This window comes from Adhaeribacter sp., from assembly GCF_057359045.1.
Genome location: NZ_JBMQUD010000083.1, coordinates 1 through 22,787, shown reverse-complemented (window position 1 = coordinate 22,787; position 22,787 = coordinate 1). Strand labels below are relative to the sequence as shown.

Genomic DNA, 22,787 nt, shown 5'->3' with positions numbered 1-22,787 from the left:
TTAATCCGCAGCGCACTTCCGGAGCCGAAATTACTTAGCTTATAAGTTTGGGTATTCTAAAATTTATGCTTGCCCAACCAGTTACGCGTGCATAACCCGATAATCTAAATACGATTAACGACTAAAGCCCGCTTACTTGCCAATCATCCGGTTCATCATTTTCTTAAACATGCCCGGTTGGGTTAGTTTATCCAGGTTATAATTCATTACTTCCATTTGCCGGAGCAGGCGGGTTTGGGTTTCGTTGTCACGGTCTATTTTCTCGAGGAGCGTGCGTTGGGTTTGGTTTAGCTCCTGGCGCATGGTTTCCTGCTGCCGGTGCAATTGCCCAAACGGTTCTAAATAGTTTACAATGCGCTCGTAAATATTATCTTTGTTCAGGTGCTCGAAATGGTTGGCCCAGCGTTCGTAAGCATTTTGGGCATCTTTTTCTAAATAGCGCATGCGCACATCCATCAGTTCGGTTAAGCGGCCCGCCGACTGGTCGTAAAACTGCTTTATTTTGGCCGAAATATCTTCCATTTCGCGTTCGTGTTTGCCAAAGAAATCAATCTGTTTCTGAATCAGGTTATCGTGCTGGCCAATATGTTGCCCCAGGTTGTTAATACCTTTCTCAAAGTTTATCATTCTATCCAGCAGGCCGTGAATTTTATTTACCGTTTGGTCGCCCATCTCCAAAGATTTATTTAAAGATTGCTGATAACCTAAAAACTTCTGGAATTCTTCGGTGCTGCGGGTAACTTTATCAAACACCTGCACGCTGGCGTTGGCAATTTCGGTATAACCCACTTCCTGCATTTTTACCAGGAAATCGCGCTGTACCTGAATATTTTCGGTTATGCCGGCTATTATGGGCTTAAAATCGGCTACTTTATCAAAAAAGTCTTTGTTAAAAGCATCCAGTACCGATTTTAAATTACCCAAACTGGTAGCCATATCGGAATGCAGTTTGGGCAGCAGGCGGGCCTGCAAAAAAGTATAATAATTATTTTTAAGCCGGTCGCGCTCAAAACGGGCATTCTTAAACAAATGGTTGCCCCACAAAGTAAAAAGCAAACCAGCAAAGCTGCCCACCATGGCCACCACCACACCCGTAATAAACGTCTGGATTGATTCGTTGCTAACGCCGTCGCCCAGAATAATCCCCGACAAACCCAATATTACGCCCAGAAAGGTACCCAGCAAACCAATGTAAAGCGGCGTAGCTACCGTAGATTGAATTTCGGTTTCCAGCACTTCCGACTGCCGCTCCGAGATATCTTTTAAAATATTAAAATCGGCGGCCGCGCCTTTGTTGTGGCGCAAATAATCGTTGGTGTCGCCAATAATTTCCAGAAACCCCGCCGATGGTTTATCGGCCGCAATTATATCTATTTCTACTTCGGGCACCAGCGGCATCGGCGCCGGGGTAGCATTATTTTCGTTGCTTTCTAAGCCAACCAGTTGCGTTTCGGGGTTCTGGGCAATTTGCAGGAGCCGGAGGTACGGCATGGTATAGCTTTCGGCAGTAGAGGTAAAACCGGTATAAACGGTTTTTTTCATCTCAATTTCTGCTTCGCGGTTTTGCAGGTTTACCACTTGGTGCAACTCCGATGGATTACTTAAAAACAAGAACTTTTTACCACTTTCCAGCAAGGCTAATTTTTCGGTGGCGGCCGGCGGTAAACTGTTGCGGGCTTCGCTGGTGGTTTTGCCGGTAGCATCTACAAATTCTTTCGTGAGCCGCAACCGGTTCTTGGTTGGGAACAGCTGCGCCAACCGGGCTATTTTCTGGCGGTTCTGCAGGAAAATATAGGCCTGCAAAAGCACAATCCCAATAATTACTAATATTTCAAATATAACTTCAAACATACGTGGTTAGCTTGGGCTGGCAACAATATACGTAAGTAACGCTTGCCTATGTATAAATAAAACCTGAACAAAAATATGGTTGCCCGCTATAAAATGGTACCGATGGCTGCTTTTGTTTTTGCAATATCTTTTTACGGCACCGGTAATGGCAATATACGGCATAAAAGCAGATTTATTATTACCGCCACGCCAAGATGCTACGCCGCTTTTACGAATTGATACAGCAAATTTAACCAGCTTTAAACTAGCTACTGATTATTTGGTTACCATTTTGCCCGCTGCCATACTAAAATATTCGGGATAAAGCCTTAAAATTGCTCCTGCAAAAATAGCAACTAAGCGATGGCGCTTTCTTATAACCGCATTATTTTAAAAATAGGCTCTAATGTGCTGACGCAAGCCGATGGTTTGCCCGATGAAGAGCGTATTGCCCACCTGGTAGACCAGATTGCCTTCCTTAAAAAACAGGGCAAAGAAGTTATTGTGGTATCGTCGGGGGCAGTAGCATCGGGCCGGAGTTTAATTAAAATCTCAGAAAAAGCCGATGCCGTTACCAGCCGACAGTTGCTGGCGTCGGTGGGCCAGGTAAAATTAATAAATACCTACGCGGGGTTGCTGAGCCAACACGGGTTAATTTGTGCCCAGGTACTCGTTACCAAAGAAGATTTCCGGGACCGGGTGCATTATTTAAACATGAAGAACTGTTTTGGGGCCTTGCTGGAAAAAGATATTATTCCTATTGTAAACGAAAACGACGTTATTTCGGTAACCGAACTCATGTTTACCGACAACGACGAACTGGCCGGCCTCATTGCTTCTATGTTAAATGCCGATGCTTTGTTAATATTAAGCAACGTAAACGGCATTTACAACGGCGACCCCAAAGACCCTACATCTGAAGTAATTACGGAGATAAGCCCGACTACTACCAGCTTTGCTTCTTTTGTAACAACCCAACGGTCGCAGTTTGGCCGCGGCGGCATGATTACCAAGTGCCACATGGCCCAGAAAGTAGCACAATTGGGTATAGCCGTACACATTGCCAACGGCAAAACCGAAAATATTCTGCTCCAGTTGTTAAACGAAGCGGTGGTGAATACCCGTTTTGTACCCAGCAAGACTGCCTCGGGCAAAAAGAAATGGCTGGCCCACGCCGAGAGCGCCGCTAAAGGTGGCGTACAAATAAATGTGGGGGCTAAAACGGCGCTTACTTCGGCCAAAGCTACCAGTCTGTTGCCCATTGGCGTTATTAAAATTATTGGCGATTTCCAGAAAGGCGATATTATTAAACTTGTTGACGAAAACGAAAAGCCCGTAGGGCAAGGTATTGCCGAGTACGGCGCCGACAAAGCCCGCGAGCGCCTGGGCCAGAAAAACCAAAAGCCCTTGGTGCATTACGATTATTTATTTTTAAATCCCGAAATAACTTAACCCATGGATTTACAAGCTACCTTCCGGAATGTCCGGAAAGCCAGTCGCCAATTAGGCTTGTTAAAACCCGAACAGGTAAACGCAGTGCTGGAAGATTTAGCCACTACGGCTATTAACCAAACACCCGCTATTCTGGCCGCCAACGAGCAGGATTTGGCCCGCATGGACCCTGCCGATCCCAAATACGACCGGCTGAAACTTACCGAAGCCCGCCTCCAGGATATAGCAGCCGACCTGCGCAACGTGGCTAAACTAAACTCGCCGCTAGGCAATATTTTACAACAACGCGAACTACCCAACGGCTTGCACCTATCTAAAATAAGCGTGCCCCTGGGTGTAGTGGGTATTATTTACGAGGCCCGACCCAATGTTACGTTCGATGTTTTTGCGCTTTGCTTTAAAACCGGTAATGCCTGTCTTTTAAAAGGCGGTAGCGATGCCGCCGATTCCAATGCCGCCATTATGCGGATTATCCACGAAGTACTGGCTAAGCATAACCTGGACCCCAACGTTGTAAATTTATTACCACCCGACCGTCAGGCCACGGAGGCTTTACTCCATGCTATTGGGTATGTAGATGTGTTAATTCCGCGTGGTAGCCAGGCTTTAATTGATTTTGTACGGCAAAACGCCAAAGTTCCTGTAATAGAAACCGGAGCGGGTATTGTGCATACTTATTTCGATGAGAGCGCCGATCTGGAAAAAGGCCGTACCATAATCCACAACGCCAAAACCCGCCGGGTAAGCGTGTGCAATGCCCTCGATTGCCTGATTGTGCATCGGGCCCGCTTAGCCGATTTACCCGCTTTGGTTTCGCCGCTGGTAGATAAATCAGTAGAAATTTACGCCGATGATTTGGCTTATACTGCTTTAAAAGTGGCTTACCCAACCCAATTGTTAAAGCCGGCTAGTCCTGAGCACTTTGGCACGGAGTTTTTATCGTTAAAAATGGCGCTAAAAACGGTTAGCAGTTTTGCCGAAGCCCTGGACCATATTGCCGAATACAGCTCTAAACACAGCGAGGCCATTATTTCAGAAGATCCTACGCACATCCAGGTTTTTCTGAACAGTGTAGATGCGGCAGCCGTTTACGCTAATGCGTCTACGGCTTTTACCGACGGAGCGCAGTTTGGGTTAGGGGCCGAAATTGGCATTAGTACTCAGAAATTACACGCCCGTGGCCCCATGGGCCTAGAAGAACTTACCAGCTATAAATGGCTGGTGCAGGGCAACGGACAGGTACGGGTATAAGCCGTACAAATACTATTTGGTTTTACCAGCAGCGTTTTTAAGCAGGTTTCAAACTTTAAAGTTCTAAGTATCATGGCCAAACCTTGATATTTTTCTCTTTATAGAACTAATTGAATAAAAATTTAGTATTAAATTGAACCCGCATTTAAATTATGTTTAATATTCTTTATGAAGAATACCTATTCGCCGTTGTTAAATAAACAAAAAGAATTTGTTCAGATTATTCGGTTTTTGATTGTTGGGGTGGTTAGTGCTGTTTTTGATATGCTCTTGTTTGTAGCACTCTACGAGTATTACAAAATAAATTATCTAATAGCCAATTTTGGTTCTACCTGTTTAGCCATTTTGCTGAATTACTACATCTCTAAGAAATGGGTTTTTAGCACCGGCAAATATTCGGCCCGGGCCGAGTTTATTGCTTTTATGGTTTTTTCGGGCTTAGGGGTAGTCTTAAACCAAATTTTAATCTGGGCCTTTGTAGAGCACTTATTCCTCGACCCCAAAATAAGCAAGTTTCTGGCTATTGGTATTGTGGCCTTTTTTAACTTTGTAACCAAAAAAATGTTTGTTTTTAAAGGCTAATACCCGCTGTTAAATATTTAATTACGCAAGCAATTACCCTAGATAAGTTTGGTTTTGTGTAAGGCCTGAAGCATAACTCTTTCTGATTTACTATTTACCAGATAAAAAGGCCCCGGTTGTTTTAACAACCGGGGCCTTTTTTTAGGGCAAGCTTATCTTAAACCACTATTCCCCCGACGACATATCGTACAAGTTTACCTGCATATCTGTTGCTTCGTAACTATCAAGTTCTTTGCCCATAGCAGCAAAATAATCACGAATCATTTGTAAGGTTTTGGCTTTATCGTTAAAATACCAGACGGGCTGGCCCTCAATATCGCCAATGGCGTTCATGGCAAATTTATTATAGGTTACCCATACCCGCTTTTTACCGGCCAAAGAGGCTACATTGGAGCGTAAGTTGTTAAAATATTGAGTGTAGTTGTCGGAGGCGGCCCGCACATCCTGCCCCTGAATAGCATTGTACTTTAGGTTATAAGCCGCTTTGTAAAAATTATAAGCCGGTAGGTTATTCCAGTAAACATACACCACATCGCCGGGCTGGTAATGCTCGTTTATGTAAAGCAACCCTTCGCGCTGGTACGATTTTTTATAATCGCCAAAGAAAGCCGGGTTGGCAACTTGCCGGATGGAGTTACCCAAGGGACCTATGAGCAACAAGGCCGGCACTATATATTGCCAAAACCGCTGCTTTTTGGGCAAAAAGGCCACAAGCCGTTCACAACCCAGCGCAATAAACAAAATAAACACCGGTGCCAGGTAAACAGTAAGCCGATCGAAGAACGGGTATAACTCTAGCCCGGAGGCCAGCAAATTCAACAAGACCGGGAATGTAAGCACCAGAAAGCTTTTTTTGTCTTTCTTGGAAAAACCATACAGGCCAATAAATAAAATAAGGGCCGGCAGCCAGGCCATGCGCAGTAAAATACGCAGCAAAGCATTGTACTCAAAGTGCAGCGAAACCCAGGAAAGCCCCAGCGGGTAATGCAGCGTCGAAAATAACTTTTGCACAAACCATCCAAATTCGGCGGGCGATGTTGGCGGAAAAGGCATAAAGCCGTTGTAGGTTCTAAACCAGATTTGCAACCACTCTGATCCCGCGTGCTTATACGTAAATATAAAATAATTAACCGCGAAGCTAATCAGCCACAGGCTAAACGGTATAAGCGATCGGAATAGCGTTGGCCAGTTTAAATTAAGTAAATAAATTAAGCCGCAGCCAATGGCTATGCCGGCCAGAATAAATATAGATGTATACGAAAACCAAATAATTACCGCGCCGGCCACTCCCCAAACCAATAATGCGGTAAAATCAGTTTTTTTATGGAAGCGGATATACAGGTAAAGGCATAGAATGGTGCAAAACAGCTCGAACCCGTATTGTTTAATTTCTACGGCATGATACACCAGCGGCGGCGCCAATACCAGAATACCCAACGCTACGGTTACGCCCAACGGACGCAGAAAATAACGGGCTACCGGCAAAAACAAAAACAACGCACCAATGCCACTTAAAAGCGATATGAGCCGCAAAGCCATTTCGTTTTTACCCAGCAGTAGCACACAAGCCCTTACCAGCCACAAAAAACCAATGGGCGCTTTTTGTTCGTAATCCAGCGATGGAGCCAATAACTCCCCAAAACTCATTTTAATTAAACTGGTAGCCAGGTAAATTTCATCTATCCACAGCGAGCGATTGTCCAGGAAATGAAATACACGTAAAAAAATACCAATAGCCAGTAAAATAATGATTGGCAAGCTCCAAACGTTGGTTTGCAAACTATTTTGAGCAACTGTAGTTGGTTGGCCGGCTGGGGTAATAACCGGCTTTAGTTGTAAGGTTGAGTCTTTCAATAGAAAATCAATTTTGTAAAAGCAGATTAATATAAAAGCAACTGGCTTCTACTGTATTAGTCTACTCCTTTTTTACTACTTGGGGTTACAGGTGGCCAGGCAAACCCAGCTAAAGCTGCTTAGAAAAATGCGGAAAATTTTAATTTGTGCGTTATTACCTTGCATTTGCTATAACCGGATAACCATTGCCGCATTCTATAAAAATATTGACCTATCCCGCAGCTATCGCCGTTTGCTTTTATTTTCCTTGCTTATACCAAATTGGTTTATAACCTGGTTCCCTTTTCAAAATTAAGAATTAGTAACCTAATATCTCAGTAAAGTTAAAATTTAGTTCTGTTATTTTTGCACATGCAACTGATCCGCAGGCGGCGTTTTATTATACTAATCTATAATTATTAAACAGAATTTAACTTTAAGACAATAACCCTTAATTGCAGCATATTTAATTTGTCCAATAAATAAAAGTTTAAGCTGGCCGCAGCAAATAATTATGTTGGGTATAAGCCAACAATAAATTTATTTACCAGATAAATCAAAAAGGCTTACATTAACATCCAGGGTTTTGTAGGTGTGGAGTTCTTTGCCCAGCGTCAGGAATTTCTGGTGGAGCTTTGTACCGTCAATCAGGTCGGCATAGTAATACGCGGGGGTGCCCACAATATCGCCAATTTTAATTACGTAAAATTTATTGTAAATCAACCATACCCGTTTTTTACCTTTCAGGGCATTAAAATCTGGTTCTAAATTTTGGAAATATTGGGTAGTGTTACCAGATTGATACCGTACATCCCGGCCTTCGATGGCATTAAACTTTAAGTTGTGGGTAGCTTTGTAAAACCGGTAGGTATGCTGCACATTCCAGTATACATATACCGCATCGCCGGGTTTAAAATGCTGGTTTATATACAATAAGGTTTCGCGGTGATACGCTTTTTTGTAACCGCCAAACTGGCTGGTATCGGCTACTTGCGCCGCCGAACTTAGTAAAGGTATACTTAACAACAATATTACCGGCACATACCGCCACCAGGCACGTGTGGGCAAAAAAGACGTCAGGTAATCGCAACCCCAGGCAATAAATAATATTAATGGAGGCGCTAAAAATACCAGCAACCTTTCGTAAAAGGGGTATAGTTCTAAGCCCGAGGCTAGAAGCGTGAGGAGCAAGGGCAGGCTTAATACGTAAAATAATTTTCTGTTTTGTTTGGCCATTGCCCCTAAACCAGCCGCTAAAAACAAAACCGGCAACAAGGGCAGTTTGAAAAACACCTGCAAAAAACGGCTATTTACCGTACTGGCTTGCCACAACAAACCCAGGGGGTAAAATAATACTTTGTACAGCGTACTGCCAAACCATTTAAAATCGGCTAACGATGTGGGCGGAAAAGGCATAAACCCGGCTTCGTATCTGAACCAGATTTGCAGCCATTCCGAGTCGGCGTATTTATTTGTAAATAAAAAATAATTAAGGGCAAAACTAAACAGCCAGATGGTGCCGGTTAAAACTATCTGCCAGAAAGCCACCCAATCTTTCCGGAGCAAATAATACAACCCCAAGCCCCCGGCCATTCCCATTAAAATAAAAATAGAAGCGTAAGAAAACCAGATTAGAATGGCCCCCCACAAACCCCACCACAATGCTGGTTTAAAACCTGGTTGCCGGTGGTAACCAATATACAAGTATAAAGCCAGCACGGTGGTTAATAATTCAGTACTATACTGCTTAATTTCTACCGCGTGGTATACTAAAGGTGGAGCCAAAGCCAATATACCTACCGCTACGCTTACGCCCAATGGTTTTAAAAAATAACGGCAAACCGGCACAAACAAGCATAAAGTAGCTAAACCACAAAGTAATGGCACCAGCCGCAAGGCCATATCGCTTTTACCAAATAATATAACTGCTAGCCTTACCAACCACAAAAAACCAATGGGCGCTTTTTGCTCAAAGTCTAAAGCCGGAGCGGTTAACTCCTGAAAATTCATTTTTATCAGGCTGGTGGCCAGGTAAACTTCATCAACCCACAAAGAGCGGTTATCCAGAAAATGAAAAATCCTGAAGAAAACACCGGCACCCACCAAAGCCCAGATAATTATGTTCCATTTTAAACTTTCGGCATGCGTGCTGTTTAAACCCTGTGGAGCCAAAGTTTCTCTGTTTTTTAATGGGAAAACCACCTTATTTACGTACCTGACGAGCATAATTAGTTACGGCTTATATTTAGACCGAAAAGGCTTAATTAAATAGATATTAAAGAAACTGAATATTAATCAATTTTGCTACTCTCATACTTAGTACAGAATTCATATTCAGCAGATACTAACTCAAAAATCTAAATCAGAAATAATAATTGATTTACTTCAGGGTTTAGCTACTTTAAAATTTATCCGGAACACCTGCTGCTTTTTATCATCAGCTAAAGATTATTTTCCTGCCGATAAATCGAATAGGCAAACGTTTGTATCTTGGGTAGTAAAACATTTTACTTCTTTGCCCATTTGGGCGAATTGCGCTTGTAATAACTTGCCACCTTTTACCTCGTTGCTGTACCATTGGGGCAGTTTTTCAATATCATCGCCGATATCAATATCTAAATTCTTGTTATAAATAACCCAAACCCGTTTTTTACCCGCCAAAGAAGCCCAATCAGGTGCCAGTTTTTTAAAATAATCAGCTGTATTTAAAGAGGTGTACCTGACATCGCGACCTTCTACGGCCTGATACTTTAACTGATAAGCATCCTGGTAAAAACGGTAAGTATGCAGCATGTTCCAGTAAACGTAAACCGCATCGCCGGGCTGGTACTGCTTATTTAAGTACAACAGCGCTTCGCGTTGCGTCGATTTTTTGTAATCGCCAAAAAGGGCTGGCTTTAGAAGTTGCGTAACCGATAAAATAAAGGGAACGGCTAATACTAATATGGGTAATACCAATTGCCAGAGAGGGCGTTTAGGCAAATAAGCGGTAATTTTTTGCGCTCCTGCCGCAATAAACAAGATAAGTATAGGTGCCGCAAACAAAATAAACCGCTCCATAAAAGGATAAAGCTTAAGGCCCGAAGCAAGCAGGTGTAGTAGTAACGGAAAAGCCAAAACCATAAAATTAACACTGTTTTTCCGGAAGAGATAAATCCCTCCGACTAACAGGCAAAGTATGGGTACCAGCGGCATTTTAAGGCTTTCCCGCAGAATCGGGTTTTCTACCATTTGGGCGTTCCAGAGCAAACCCAAAGGATTGTAAAGCATTTTGATACCTGCCTGCACAAACCAGTTTATATCGGTAAAACTTGTGGGCGGCAACGGCATAAAGCCATTGTAATAACTAAAAAACTTTACCAACCAGTCCGATTCGGTGTGTTCGTGGGTGAGTAAAAAATAATTAATTACAAAGCTTGCCAGCCATAGGATAAAGGGCACCATTACCCTGAAAAATTCAGCCCACGCTTTCCGGAACATATACCCTAAACTTACTGCCCCCGCTATGCCGCCCAACACAAAAATAGCCGTATAAGAAAACCACAGCAACACAGCGCCCCAGCAACCCCACCAAAGGTTAGCACGCCAATTATTTTTTTGGCCGTAAACTGTATACAACCATAAGCACGCCAACGTAACCAGCAACTCGGCGCCGTATTGTTTTATTTCGACACTATGGTAAACAATGGGCGATGCCAGCGCTAACAAGGCCAGGGCCAAGGCAACCCCAAAAGGTTTCAGGAAAAACCGGGCTACCGGTATAAACAAAAACAAAGCACCAATGCCACTTAGTAAAGGCACCAGCCTTAGGGCCATTTCGCCTTTACCAAATATTACCACGGCTAAGCGCACCATCCATAAAAACCCAATGGGCGCTTTTTGCTCGTAAGCCAGCGGGGTGGTAAGCAATTCCCAGAAATTTTTACTTATTAGGCTGGTAGCCAAATAAATTTCGTCGGTCCATAAAGAACGGTTATCAAAATAATGGAAAAGCCGCAGCAAAATGCCGGCGCCAATAATTAGCCCCAGCAGTAATTTACTGTTTAAACCAGCTAAATATCTGGGTGGGGTAACTGTATTTGGCCTTACTATACCACTATGATCTAAAGAGAGAGCATTAAAAGGAGTTGACTCTTTATGCAAAATAACTTTGTTTAAATTATTAAAACTTTTACTAAAGCCAGAAGCAAGCATTAAAATTAAGCTTTGGCCCTTCTACTACACTTTACTTAACATTTTTAATTCAGTTAACTAAGCAACGGAACTTTTCTGGATTAAATATTTGTAACTTCCTTACAAATATCTTGAAATTAATACTGAATTTTATGCAACTTTATATAAATTGCTTTAAAAAGACAGTAATCTTTTAAGATCTTTCTTTTTTTATTTTGTAAAAAATTCATAATATATATTTTTATATATATATTTGAAACATTAATTTTTACTTTAACGTTAAGCAGAAAATTTAAATCAGAATAAACAAGTCTACATTAAAAATATAATAATCCATAATTTAGATTGTTATAAAATATTTAAACTTTCATTCCTTTTATTGCGCAGAATTTAAATGTTTAAAGAACCGGGAGTAGATTGGCATAAAGTAAAAGCAGTCATATTTGATGTGGATGGCACGCTTTATACCCAATCGAAATTAAGAAAGAAAATGCTGTTTTCTTTACTGGCGTACTACGGCTTGCGGCCCTGGCGGCTTAAAGAAATGCTGATGCTGCAGCATTTTAGGCAAGAGCGCGAAAAGCGACCCGGCTTTACCGGTCCGGATTTAGAAAATGCCCAATATTTATGGTGTGCCCAACGCGGCAATTACCAGGTAGCTAAAGTAAAAAAGGTAGTAGACCACTGGATGTTTAACTACCCCAATAAATATCTGGCTTCCTGCGTGTATCCGGGCACAAAAGATTTTTTTACGGCTTTACAGCAGCAGGGTATTAAAATTGCTATTTACTCTGATTACAAAGCCCACGATAAACTTAAAGCCATGGGTTTACCGGCCGATTTAATTGTGAGTTCAACCGACCCGCACATTGACCGGTTAAAACCAGATCCGCGGGGCTTACTGTACGCTGCCCAGCAACTGCAGCTAAATCCCCAGGATTGTTTGTTTATTGGCGATCGGCCGGAATTGGACGGTGAATGCGCCATCAGGGCAAACATGCCATATCTGATTGTGCAGAAAAAACCTTTAAACGAATTTGATTTTTATAATAATTTAAAAAACGACTTAATAATATCCCTTAAAACTAAAGTTTATGAATCGGGCATCTACAATTCCTAATTCCGGTTTGCCTAATGCTGGCGCCCCTGAACAAGAAATCATTTTAAGACCAGCAGGTTTTAAAGAATATGTTACCATTATGCGGCCGGACCATTGGTTCAAAAACATATTTATGTTACCCGGCATGCTGTTTGCGTTTATGGTTTACAATACCACTTTAGATCTGGACCTGTTGATCAGAATTATAGTAGGGGTTGTGAGTACCTGTTTAATAGCATCGGCCAATTATGTTATAAATGAATTTTTAGATGCCGAATTTGACCGTTACCACCCGGAAAAAAGAAAAAGAACAGCGGTAGTAAGCGTACTTAATCCGCTTTACGTTTACACCGAATATTTCTTTTTAGCCGCTATTGGCCTTACCTTATCTTATTATATTTCTGTGCAGTTCCTGGCCCTGGAAGTTTTCTTACTTTTTATGGGTATTATGTACAACGTACGGCCTTTCCGGACCAAAGAACGGGTTTATCTGGATGTACTTTCCGAATCGGTGAATAACCCTATCCGATTAGCCTTGGGCTGGTTTATTTTTGTACCAACGGCTATACTGCCAGCCAGTATTTTAGACCCATCCTGGGTTATTATTCCGCCGTCCAGTATTATTCTGGCCTACTGGATGGGAGGCGCTTTCCTGATGGCCACCAAACGCTTTGCCGAATACCGCTTTATCAACAACCCGGAAATAGCTGGTTTGTACCGCAAATCGTTTAAATATTATACCGAGAACAGCCTGCTTATTTCTATGTTCTTTTATGCTTTAACGTCGGCCTTCTTCCTGGGTATATTCTTAATTAAAAACCGTATAGAGCTGTTAATAAGCTTCCCGTTCTTTGCTTTGCTTTTCTCGTGGTACCTGGGCATTGGCCTGCGTAAAGATTCAGTAGTACAAGGCCCGGAAAAATTACATAAAGAAAAATGGTTTATGCTGTACGTAGTATTATTTACTTTATTGCTGATGGCTTTAATGTACGTAGATATCCCAAGCTTAAACTGGTTCCTGAAACAATCGTTCTAAACAAATATTTAACAAAATAAAAGCAAAAGCCTCCCGTATATTCAAACCGGAGGCTTTTGCTTTTATAAGTATCGCCTTATTAGCCTAACTGCTTTATTTGATCTTTGCGGTAAAGCAAATGCCCGAATAGTTATTAACTGCACGCCTTACCAGGCGTTTAATTATTTGCCACTAAAAAGGGTATAAATAATTCAGGAAAAATTGTTATAATTACTATTACAAACCATCCCCTAAAAAAATATGTTTAATAAATTAAGTTTAGCGCTGGGCACCATGGCGCTGCTGGCGCTGCAATTACCTGCACAGGCACAAAAAGCCACTGCTCAGACCAAACAAGTAGAAAAAGTTACCCGCAAAGGCAGCGAACTGGTAATACCTTATGAGAAATACGTATTGCCCAACGGCCTGACGGTGATTGTACACGAAGACCACTCCGACCCCATTGTACACGTAGACGTAACGTACCACGTTGGGTCGGCGCGCGAAGAAGTAGGTAAATCGGGTTTTGCCCATTTTTTTGAGCACATGATGTTCCAGGGCTCCGACAATGTGGGCGATGAGCAGCATTTTAAAATAGTGTCGCAGGCCGGCGGCGACTTAAACGGTACTACCAGCCAGGATAGAACCAATTATTTCGAGACTATACCCAGCAACCAACTCGAAACGGCCTTGTGGCTGGAAGCCGACCGGATGGGCTTTTTGCTGGATGCAGTAACGCAGAAAAAGTTTGAGATCCAACGGTCTACGGTTAAAAACGAACGCGGCCAGAATTACGAAAACCGCCCCTACGGCCTGGCTTACGAAATGGTAAGCAAAAACCTGTACCCGTACGGTCACCCGTATTCCTGGATGCCCATCGGGTATGTAGAAGACTTGAACCGGGTAGACGTAAATGACTTGAAAAACTTCTTTTTGCGCTGGTATGGGCCCAATAATGCTACTTTAAGCGTGGGCGGCGACGTAAAACCAGCCGAAGTTGTAAAGCTGGCCGAGAAATATTTTGGCTCTATTCCGCGTGGCCCCGAAGTAAAGAAAATGAAGGTGCCGGCTGTAACCATAGCCCAGGACCGCTACGTTTCTTACGAAGATAATATCCGCTTTCCTATGCTCCGGATGGTTTACCCCACGGTACCCAATTTTCATCCCGATGAAGTAGCGCTGGATTGCTTATCCGAAATATTAGGCAGTGGCAAAAATTCTATTCTGTACAAGAATTTAATTAAAACCCAAAAGGCGGTACAAGCCAACGCCGGCCACCCTTGCTCAGAACTAGCTGGTTATTTTGATTTTACGGTACTGCCTTTTCCGGGCCAAACCTTAGCCGACATGGAAAAAGAAGTGCGGGCGGCTCTGACCGAATTTGAAAAAACCGGCGTTTCCGACGATGCCCTGGCGCGCTTTAAAGCATCTTATGAGGCCGGCATGATTAACAGTTTATCGAGTGTAGCGGGCAAAACTTCTATTCTGGCCAACTATCAAACGTTTACAGGCAACCCCAATTATTTAACGCAGCAATTAAAAGCCCACCAGGCCGTAACCAAAGCCGATGTAATGCGGGTATATAACCAATATATTAAAGGCAAAAAAGCGGTTATTTTAAGCGTAGTACCCAAAGGCCAGGCCAATGCCGTAGCCAAACCCGATAACTACCAGGTTTCTAAAGACGGCTACAAAGCCCCAACTAACCAGTACGCCGGCTTAAAATACGTAAAAGCCAAAGATAATTTCGACCGGACAAAACAACCGGCCTCCGGCAAAAACCCTGTAGTTACGGTGCCGCCTTTCTGGACGAGTAAATTAGCGAATAATTTAAAGATAATTGGCACCCAAAACAACGAAGTACCCACGGTTACCTTGCTGTTCAACATCCGGGGTGGTCACCGCCTCGAGGCCAAAGACCCAAGTAAAGCCGGTATAGCTTCACTTATGGCAGCAATGCTGAACGAAGATTCCGAAAAATATTCCGCCGAAGAACTAAACAGCGAACTGGAAAAACTGGGCAGTTCTATCTCTTTTGGCAGCAACTCCGATTATACAACCGTTTCGGTGCAATCATTAACCAAAAACCTGGATGCTACTTTGGCTTTACTGGAGGAACGTATGTTCCGCCCCAAGTTTGCCCAAGACGATTTTGACCGGCTGAAAAAACAACGCTTGGAAGCTATTGCCAACCAAAGCACCCAGCCTGGCGTAGTGGCCAATAACGTTTATAACAAATTGCTTTACGGCGAAGGGAACATTATGGCCATACCGGTAATAGGCACTACAGCGAGTGTAAGCAATATTTCTTTGGATGATGTAAAGAAATTCTACGCTGATAACTTCTCGCCGTCGGTAACCAATTTGGTAGTAGTAGGCGATACCGAAGAAAACAAAATCATACCCAAACTGGCTTTCCTGAATAAATGGGAAGCCAAACCGGTGCAAATTCCTACTGAAAGCAAAACCGCCGGTATCGATAAAACCAAAATATTCCTGGTGGATAAAGAAAAAGCAGCTCAGTCTGAAATCCGCATTGGCTATATGGCCTTGCCTTATGATGCCACCGGTGATTATTACAAGTCGTCGATTATGAATTATATTTTGGGTGGCGCTTTTAACAGCCGCATAAACTTAAATCTGCGCGAAGACAAAGGTTATACCTACGGTGCCGGCTCTTATTTCTCGGGCAACGAATTTGCCGGACCTTACACTGCTTACTCCGGGGTGCGGGCCAATGCTTCGGATAGCTCGGTTGTAGAGTTTATGAAAGAAATTAAGCGTATGCGCGACGAAGGCATTACCGATGAGGAACTGGCTTTTGTAAAAAGTGCCATGGGCCAGAGCGATGCCCGCAAATACGAAACCTCTTTCCAGAAGGCCGCTTTCCTGAATAATATTTTGCGCTACAACCTGGACAAAGACTACGTAAAACGGCAAAACGAAATTTTGCAAAATATTAGCAAACCCGAAATAGATGCCTTAGCCAAAAAATATTTGCCCGCCGAAAAAATGCACATTACGCTGGTCGGCGACAAAGCCTTAATTAAACCGGGATTAGAAAAGCTGGGCTACGAAGTAGTGGAGCTGGATACCGAAGGTAATCCGGTTAAAGTTGTTGCCGATACCACGCCTCCCGTTAAAGAAGCGCCGCAACCCACCGATACCAAAACGAAAAAGCAAAAGAAAAAAGCCGTGAATTCTGAGAAAACCGGCCCAGCCGTTATCCGGACTTTTTAATCTCTTTCTACATATAAACGCCTGTTAAAGCCCTTGCGTGTGCAAGGGCTTTTCTGTTTTAAATATTTGTGTTTAAAGGCCAGTATAGTTTCAATTATTTTTACCCGTAAAGCAACCCGCCATATTATAACCACTCGCCCTTACTTTTACGTAGCATAGCTAAATTTTCTGGTTTATTTACCACCCATGACTAATAACCACACCCTCCTTATCCATTGCGCCGACCGCAAAGGTTTGATTTATGCCGTTACGCAGGTTTTGTTTCAGAACAATTTAAATATTATCAGCAACGGCGAATTTGTTGATAAAGAAAATAATCACTTTTTTATGCGGGCTGAAGTAGCCGGCGAAATAAATCGGGAAAAAATATTGCAAGAACTCCACGACGCTTTGCCCGAAAAAATTGTTTTTGACCTGTTGCCGCAACAAAAAAAGAACATTGTTATTCTGGTAACCAAAGAGCACCATTGCCTCGGCGATTTATTACTGCGCGAAAAATTCAATGACTTAAATGCCAATATTCTGGCGGTAATTGGCAACTACAATACGCTGGAATCGCTAACGCAAAAGTTTGATATTCCTTTTCATTATATCTCGCACGAGAATAAAACCCGCGAAGCGCACGATGCCGAAATCTGGGAGACGGTAAAAAGCTACAATCCGGATTATTTGGTGCTGGCTAAATATATGCGGGTACTAAATCCTGAGTTTGTAAACCGGTTTCCTAATCGCATAATAAATATTCACCACTCGTTTTTACCGGCTTTTGTGGGTGCCAAACCTTACCACCAGGCGTATACCCGCGGCGTAAAAATTATTGGAGCAACGGCTCACTTCGTTAACGCCAACCTCGACGAAGGCCCTATTATTGCCCAGAACGTTATACAGGTAAACCACACGCACAATGCCCAGGATATGGCGCAATCGGGCCGCGACGTAGAAAAAATTGTATTGGCCCAGGCCCTAAAACTGGTATTTGCCGATAAGGTATTTGTGAGCAACAACAAAACCATTATTTTCGACTAAGTAATCACAACCAGAAGCTGTCGGCTGCTTTTACAGAATTTTAGGGCAGACACAAGCCTTTTAGTTCCTGCCGGCTCCCGTAAAAAACATTACAATCTACCCGGCCTTTAATACCGGCTACTTTGCCCCTGTCGGTGTGTTGCCAGAATTTGATCTTGCGGTTGGCACTGGGCTTAATTCGCAGGCGGGGTACCTGGTAATGGGCAATCCAAAGCGGGTATTCATCGAAATGCCCCGCTAAATAGCGTTCGTAAAAATTATAATTGGTGTAAATAATAGGTTTAGTGGCGTATTTCTTCTCTACTAATTTAAGCCAGGTTTTTATGCCGGCCCTAATCTCTTCAGCCGATTCGCTGCCCATTTCTTCTATATCCAGCACCGGGGGCAAATCGCCGGGTGCCAGGCTTACTACCCTAATAAAATTAAGTGCCTGTAACAAAGCCGGCTGCCCGGGCCGGTAATAATGGTAAGCGCCGCGGAGCAAACCTACCTGGCAGCTTTCCTGCCAATGAAAATCAAAAAGCTGATCTTGCCGGTAAAAACCTTCGGTGGCTTTTATAAAAGCAAAAGCAATCTGGTCTTGCCGCACCTCGGGCCAGTTAACGTGGGTTTGGTACCGCGATACGTCTATGCCGCGCACCGTGTGCCCTTTGGGCCAGCTTACCCGCTCGCCGGGCAAACCATAATAATAAACCTGGCCTTTTTTAATCATAGATTTAATGCCGGCCAGGTGTCCATAGCGGTTTATCAGGATGGGTGCTAAAAAATACAGCAACACCCCCAGCCCAACAAAAACAAGCAACTTAATCCGCCATCTAGATTTGGACTTTATCCTACGCATCCGAAAAAAATTAACCCTAACTCAGGCACTGTATTTTGAATATTTACCGGTAGCACAACATTTACCAGTTTAAAAATACAGAATTTTTATATTCTATATTTTATTTATCCAGAAAAAACGCTTAAACATTTGTCTTTTATATTTAAATATATTAAATTTAAAAGGTAATAATCGAGGTGTTATTTAACTATTTTGAATAAAGCTGCCATTAATATCCAAGTTTCTAAATAACTAACTAATCACACCAACTCTCTAATTTCTTTTTGTGTTATGGAAAGACTTTCTTCAACCGTTATTCAGACCCGTTGTGGTAAACGTTTTGACTTATCCCGTGCTTTTCCGTTTGCCCGCAACTTATCTGCCCCTTATGGCGCGCATAATTATGCTGTTTACAAAGCCAACGGCAGTTATTACATTAAAGGTTATAATACCGGCACCAACGACAAAGTACTGGATGCTTATGAGCTTATTTCGGAAAACGAAGCCTTTAAATATTTAAGACCCTAAATCCGAAACCGCACAATATTTACTATCTATACCGCTCGCTGAAGTCTGGTACCGCTTATCTGCCACTAATTATCCAGGGTAAAACCTGCCCCCTCAAGGTTTACCCTGGCCGGATTGTATTGGCCTTCTCCAGGCAAATAAATACGTTATAACTAAACAAACCGGCAATTATAAATACCTGCAAAAAAATATATTGGGTTAAAATAACAGCATTTCTGCCGTTAAAGCTTAAATAATTTACCTAGATATGGGCAGGCAGCCGGTTAAATTATTTACCAGTACATTAACGCTTTCCTATTCCGGATTATAAAAACGATTATACTTTAAAATAATCGCGGCACCCTATCTCCTGCCCTCACGGCAGCATAAACCAATAACTTAATCTGCCGGAATAATATCTTTTCTTACGTACAGATTTGTATCTAAATGGCTTATTTACGCCCAAAATAAAATATAACACTCTGTAAATGTTATAATTAAAACTTTTCTTTAAAAAGATGATCGATTATTTGAACAAAATAGATTAATTTTGGCTTTAGAATACTACCTGCTTCCGTAGTTCAATGGATAGAATGTTGGTTTCCGGTACCAATGATAGGGGTTCGAATCCCTTCGGGAGCACTACAAATTAGCAAAAAGCCTGCTGGAATTAACCGGCAGGCTTTTTTATTTTCTGTAGGCTGCCTTATAAACTTAGCTTTGCTTTTTGCAGCAATTTTAACCGGCTTTATTCCGGTAATTGTAAATTTAATTTGCAACGCAAGCTGGTTGCTGGTATTTAATATTTATTCTCTACCCGTTCTAAATTATTCTGGCTCTAGCCAAGCAACAGAACCCATAATGGCCCGTAGAATAGCCAACCTTTTAAACGGCTAATCAACTTATATGACCATATCTTTTTACGGCGCCGCCCAAACAGTTACGGGTAGCAAGCATTTAATTACTTTAGAAAACGGCAAACGCATTTTACTCGATTGCGGCCTCCAGCAAGGCAAAGGCGAAAAAGACGACCAGCAAAACCGGGATTTTGATTTTGAACCCACTAACATCAATTATCTGATCCTCTCCCATGCCCATATAGACCATTCGGGCTTAATTCCACGACTGGTAAAGTTTGGCTATAACGGCCCCATTTATTGCACACCCCCTACCCTGGAACTCTGCGAACTACTCCTGCGCGATAGCGCCCGCATTCACGAAAACAACGAAAACAGTTCTACTGCTGAGGCGGCTCTTTACACCGAAGAAGACGTAGAACAAACCTTGAAACTTTTTGAAACCATTCCTTACAACCAGCCCTACGCCATAGATCCCGACATAGAATTATTGTTTACCGATACCGGCCACGTGTTAGGCAGTGCCGCTATTAACCTAAAACTGCAGGACAATGGCCAGGAACGCACCCTATGCTTTAGCGGCGATATTGGACGCTTTGCTAACCGCATACTCAATGCACCGCAGCCTTGCCCGCCAGCCCAGGTAATTTTGTGTGAATCTACGTATGGAGATAAACTGCACAGCAGCCTGGAGAACACCGAAGAGCGGCTGGAACAATTGGTACAACAGGTTTGTGTAGAGCGCCAGGGCAAACTCTTAATTCCGGCTTTTAGCATTGGCCGCACCCAGGAACTTATTTATTCCTTAAACTACCTCGCCGAAGAAGGCCGTTTGCCAGGGCACGTTAAGGTTTTTGTGGATAGCCCGCTATCAGTATACGCTACTGAAATTATGCGCAACAACCCCGAGCATTTTAACCAAACCATGCAGGAATATATTAAAACTGATCCCGACCCGTTTGGTTTTCCGCAGCTCAATTTTATTACTGAAACAGAAGATTCTAAAAACCTGATGAACCTGGAAGAACCTTGCGTTATTATTTCTTCGTCGGGCATGATGGAAGCAGGCCGCATCCGGCATCACCTGAAAAACAACCTGGCCGATGCGAACAGCGCCGTACTGATTACCGGTTATTGCGAGCCATCTACCCTGGGCGGCCAATTACTAAACGGTGCCCAACAAGTAAAAATAATGGGCGAAGAAATTCCGGTAAACGCCGAAATTATTTTAATGAAAGAATACAGTGCCCATGCCGACTACAGCGACATTGCTAAATTTTTACATTGCCAAAATAAAGAACAGATTCAGAAGATATATTTAGTCCACGGCGAAAAGCCGGTTATGCAAAAGTTAAAAGCCGACCTGGAAGATTTGGGCTACCAGAACATAGAGATACCGGATCCGCGATTATCTTATGTAATTTAACAAAAACTTATTCTATGTATTACACCTGCTCTGCACAGATATTGCAGAGCAGGTGTAATACATAGAATTTAATTCAGCAACTATTTATTTCAATTCATCCGGGCTATAATTAAAATAGGCGTAATTTATACCTGATTATTGCTTTACCCGATTACTCATTTAAATGCCAGTTAATCAGTAAAGGTTAATAACCATCTGCTCCATTCTGTCTCCGAAAAAAATATTTAAGAGGTCAGAATTATTAATATTTTAAGATAAACAACCTCCCTGTATAAAATAAAATTCTTTCTTTTTAGGTTTATACTAGAATTTTATAAGTTAATATGAGCATTGTTTAAACCCAGAAGCCATTTTTTAAGATTTTCTGTTTATAATATTAACCTACTTACTTTTTCCACTTTCTGGATTTTACTTTCCATTTTCCGGATTATACACGTGGTTAAATCTTCCCAATTATTGTCAAAATGAGGCAAAACATAGAAATACACCTATATTCAAAATTTGGCATTTAATTAGATTACTATTATATGCAGTCCTATTAAAAAGGGCTTAAATGAAATTTTGCAAGTAGTAAATATAGATATCTAAGTAAGCAGAAGATTAAGAGATATTATGTGATCTTAATTTCTTTATTAAGTTTTAAAAAACAATATATAAAAATTAAAAATGTAATTAATTGAACAATTACTATTCTAATCTAAAGATGTAAAATTTAAGTAAAGAGATAATTTAGTTAGAAAAAGCCAGAAAGCATTATAACAAATATTCATAAATAAATTTTTTTTTTACTTTTTTCCATATAATTTTAGAACCGCCTTAATAAAGGCTTATTTTTTATTGCAATGTTTACATATTCATTTAAAGCTATAAACCTAAACTATCTAATCGCGCAAAGTTTAAGCATCTTATCTCACTTTTTAGTTAATCTCATTTATACTCGCTCTTTATCTAAATAAATTTTATTACTATAACCTAAGCATTTAGCTAAGACATAGTCATTTAACTTCCGACCTCGCCCCCCTGCTAAACAACTACCGGCTCGCCGAATCTTGTTTAAACTTTATTAAAAACACCAAAAAATTACGCACTACTATTTTAACCCTAATTTTATGCAAAAAAATTTTACCTATCTTATCGAAGCGGTAGCCCGAGCCCGAAACCACTCGGCAATTGCAACAACCTTATTTATCTTTCTGTCTTTACTGCTGGTACAAACAGCTTCGGCACAGGCAGTAAACCCAACGCCAGCTACCCAAAGTGTTTGTGTAGGGGGAACGATTTCATTTACTTCATCTTATAGCGGAAGTGGAAATACCAAAGCTGCTACACTACTATGGCAATACAGTCCTTCTGGATTAGAAAATAGCTATCAAACAGTAAAAACAGAAATTGACTTTCCAGACGCCTATACTACTACATACACGATTGCAGGTGCATCTGTTAATAACACTGGATACTACAGAGTTCGTTATTTGAGACCTAATAGCAGCATCATAGCTACAACGAATCCTGCTACTCTAACAGTTAATCCTTTTCCAACGGCTACTATTACTTACGATACACCATTAACTTTTTGCTCAGAGGGTTCGGTAATTTTAAAGGCTAATACTGGTATTGGCTTAGCTTACCAATGGCGCAATGGCAACAATAATATTCAGGGAGCAACCGCCGCTACC

14 protein-coding genes, 1 tRNA gene and 1 pseudogene are annotated in these 22,787 nt (G+C 42.0%); 11 read left to right on the top strand and 5 right to left on the bottom strand.

The annotated features are described in order from the left end of the window. Positions 1-132: 132 nt before the first annotated feature. Positions 133-1,851 carry a hypothetical protein gene (locus ACO1R6_RS13210; protein WP_486265331.1) on the bottom strand — a complete coding sequence of 573 codons (1,719 nt, stop codon included), beginning with the start codon at positions 1,849-1,851 and terminating at the stop codon, positions 133-135. Positions 1,852-2,193: 342 nt separating this feature from the next. Between ACO1R6_RS13210 and proB the strand changes: the two genes are divergently transcribed. From proB to ACO1R6_RS13195, 3 genes are all read left to right on the top strand, one after another. Beyond that, on the top strand, positions 2,194-3,282 hold the full coding sequence (proB, locus tag ACO1R6_RS13205; protein WP_486265330.1) for a glutamate 5-kinase: 1,089 nt from the start codon (positions 2,194-2,196) through the stop codon (positions 3,280-3,282). A 3-nt stretch (positions 3,283-3,285) separates the two neighbouring features. Beyond that, on the top strand, positions 3,286-4,533 hold the full coding sequence (locus tag ACO1R6_RS13200) for a glutamate-5-semialdehyde dehydrogenase (RefSeq protein WP_486265329.1): 1,248 nt from the start codon (positions 3,286-3,288) through the stop codon (positions 4,531-4,533). Between the two features lie 168 nt (positions 4,534-4,701). Next, complete coding sequence (locus ACO1R6_RS13195) at positions 4,702-5,115, top strand: GtrA family protein (RefSeq protein ID WP_486265328.1); 414 nt, start codon at positions 4,702-4,704, stop codon at positions 5,113-5,115. A gap of 165 nt (positions 5,116-5,280) precedes the next feature. Here the strand turns inward: ACO1R6_RS13195 and ACO1R6_RS13190 are convergent, their stop codons facing one another. The 3 genes from ACO1R6_RS13190 to ACO1R6_RS13180 form a co-directional block, all read right to left on the bottom strand. Further along, the gene (locus tag ACO1R6_RS13190) at positions 5,281-6,969 is read right to left on the bottom strand and encodes a glycosyltransferase family 39 protein (protein WP_486265327.1); all 1,689 of its coding nucleotides are present in this window, start codon (positions 6,967-6,969) and stop codon (positions 5,281-5,283) included. Between the two features lie 519 nt (positions 6,970-7,488). Then, positions 7,489-9,120 carry a hypothetical protein gene (locus tag ACO1R6_RS13185; protein ID WP_486265326.1) on the bottom strand — a complete coding sequence of 544 codons (1,632 nt, stop codon included), beginning with the start codon at positions 9,118-9,120 and terminating at the stop codon, positions 7,489-7,491. A gap of 276 nt (positions 9,121-9,396) precedes the next feature. Beyond that, positions 9,397-11,091, bottom strand: coding sequence for a glycosyltransferase family 39 protein (locus ACO1R6_RS13180; protein WP_486265325.1), 1,695 nt, complete (start codon positions 11,089-11,091; stop codon positions 9,397-9,399). Between the two features lie 424 nt (positions 11,092-11,515). On the opposite strand from ACO1R6_RS13180, the gene ACO1R6_RS13175 reads away from it, so the two are divergent. The 4 genes from ACO1R6_RS13175 (at position 11,516) to purU (ending at position 17,501) form a co-directional block, all read left to right on the top strand. Then, positions 11,516-12,241, top strand: a complete 726-nt coding sequence (locus ACO1R6_RS13175) for an HAD family hydrolase (RefSeq protein ID WP_486265324.1) — start codon at positions 11,516-11,518, stop codon at positions 12,239-12,241. Then, positions 12,216-13,256 (top strand): UbiA prenyltransferase family protein, encoded by a 1,041-nt coding sequence (locus ACO1R6_RS13170; protein WP_486265323.1) that lies wholly within the window; start codon positions 12,216-12,218, stop codon positions 13,254-13,256. Before ACO1R6_RS13175 ends, ACO1R6_RS13170 begins: the two co-directional genes overlap by 26 nt. 240 nt (positions 13,257-13,496) lie before the next feature. Then, positions 13,497-16,475, top strand: coding sequence for a M16 family metallopeptidase (locus ACO1R6_RS13165; RefSeq protein WP_486265322.1), 2,979 nt, complete (start codon positions 13,497-13,499; stop codon positions 16,473-16,475). A 186-nt stretch (positions 16,476-16,661) separates the two neighbouring features. After that, positions 16,662-17,501: a formyltetrahydrofolate deformylase gene (gene purU, locus ACO1R6_RS13160; protein WP_486265321.1), complete on the top strand. Its 840-nt coding sequence runs from the start codon at positions 16,662-16,664 to the stop codon at positions 17,499-17,501. Positions 17,502-17,541: 40 nt separating this feature from the next. Here purU and ACO1R6_RS13155 read toward each other — a convergent pair whose 3' ends face one another. Further along, complete coding sequence (locus ACO1R6_RS13155) at positions 17,542-18,303, bottom strand: glycoside hydrolase family 25 protein (RefSeq protein WP_486265320.1); 762 nt, start codon at positions 18,301-18,303, stop codon at positions 17,542-17,544. 309 nt (positions 18,304-18,612) lie between these two features. On the opposite strand from ACO1R6_RS13155, the gene ACO1R6_RS13150 reads away from it, so the two are divergent. From ACO1R6_RS13150 to ACO1R6_RS13135, 4 genes and pseudogenes are all read left to right on the top strand, one after another. Then, entirely contained in the window at positions 18,613-18,849 is a 237-nt protein-coding gene (locus ACO1R6_RS13150) for a hypothetical protein (protein ID WP_486265319.1), read from the top strand. 549 nt (positions 18,850-19,398) lie between these two features. Further along, positions 19,399-19,470: transfer RNA gene (locus ACO1R6_RS13145), tRNA-Arg, on the top strand. A 264-nt stretch (positions 19,471-19,734) separates the two neighbouring features. Continuing rightward, positions 19,735-21,111 (top strand): MBL fold metallo-hydrolase RNA specificity domain-containing protein, encoded by a 1,377-nt coding sequence (locus ACO1R6_RS13140; RefSeq protein WP_486265318.1) that lies wholly within the window; start codon positions 19,735-19,737, stop codon positions 21,109-21,111. Between the two features lie 1,109 nt (positions 21,112-22,220). Continuing rightward, positions 22,221-22,787 (top strand): annotated as a pseudogene (locus ACO1R6_RS13135) (hypothetical protein); the annotation flags it as partial.

What these genes read in the sequence shown, in the direction of transcription:
- ACO1R6_RS13210 (WP_486265331.1), bottom strand. Translation starts at nt 1,851, where the DNA reads ATGTTTGAAGTTATATTTGAAATATTAGTAATTATTGGGATTGTGCTT.
- proB (WP_486265330.1), top strand. Translation starts at nt 2,194, where the DNA reads ATGGCGCTTTCTTATAACCGCATTATTTTAAAAATAGGCTCTAATGTG.
- ACO1R6_RS13200 (WP_486265329.1), top strand. Translation starts at nt 3,286, where the DNA reads ATGGATTTACAAGCTACCTTCCGGAATGTCCGGAAAGCCAGTCGCCAA.
- ACO1R6_RS13195 (WP_486265328.1), top strand. Translation starts at nt 4,702, where the DNA reads ATGAAGAATACCTATTCGCCGTTGTTAAATAAACAAAAAGAATTTGTT.
- ACO1R6_RS13175 (WP_486265324.1), top strand. Translation starts at nt 11,516, where the DNA reads ATGTTTAAAGAACCGGGAGTAGATTGGCATAAAGTAAAAGCAGTCATA.
- ACO1R6_RS13170 (WP_486265323.1), top strand. Translation starts at nt 12,216, where the DNA reads ATGAATCGGGCATCTACAATTCCTAATTCCGGTTTGCCTAATGCTGGC.
- ACO1R6_RS13165 (WP_486265322.1), top strand. Translation starts at nt 13,497, where the DNA reads ATGTTTAATAAATTAAGTTTAGCGCTGGGCACCATGGCGCTGCTGGCG.
- purU (WP_486265321.1), top strand. Translation starts at nt 16,662, where the DNA reads ATGACTAATAACCACACCCTCCTTATCCATTGCGCCGACCGCAAAGGT.
- ACO1R6_RS13150 (WP_486265319.1), top strand. Translation starts at nt 18,613, where the DNA reads ATGGAAAGACTTTCTTCAACCGTTATTCAGACCCGTTGTGGTAAACGT.
- ACO1R6_RS13140 (WP_486265318.1), top strand. Translation starts at nt 19,735, where the DNA reads ATGACCATATCTTTTTACGGCGCCGCCCAAACAGTTACGGGTAGCAAG.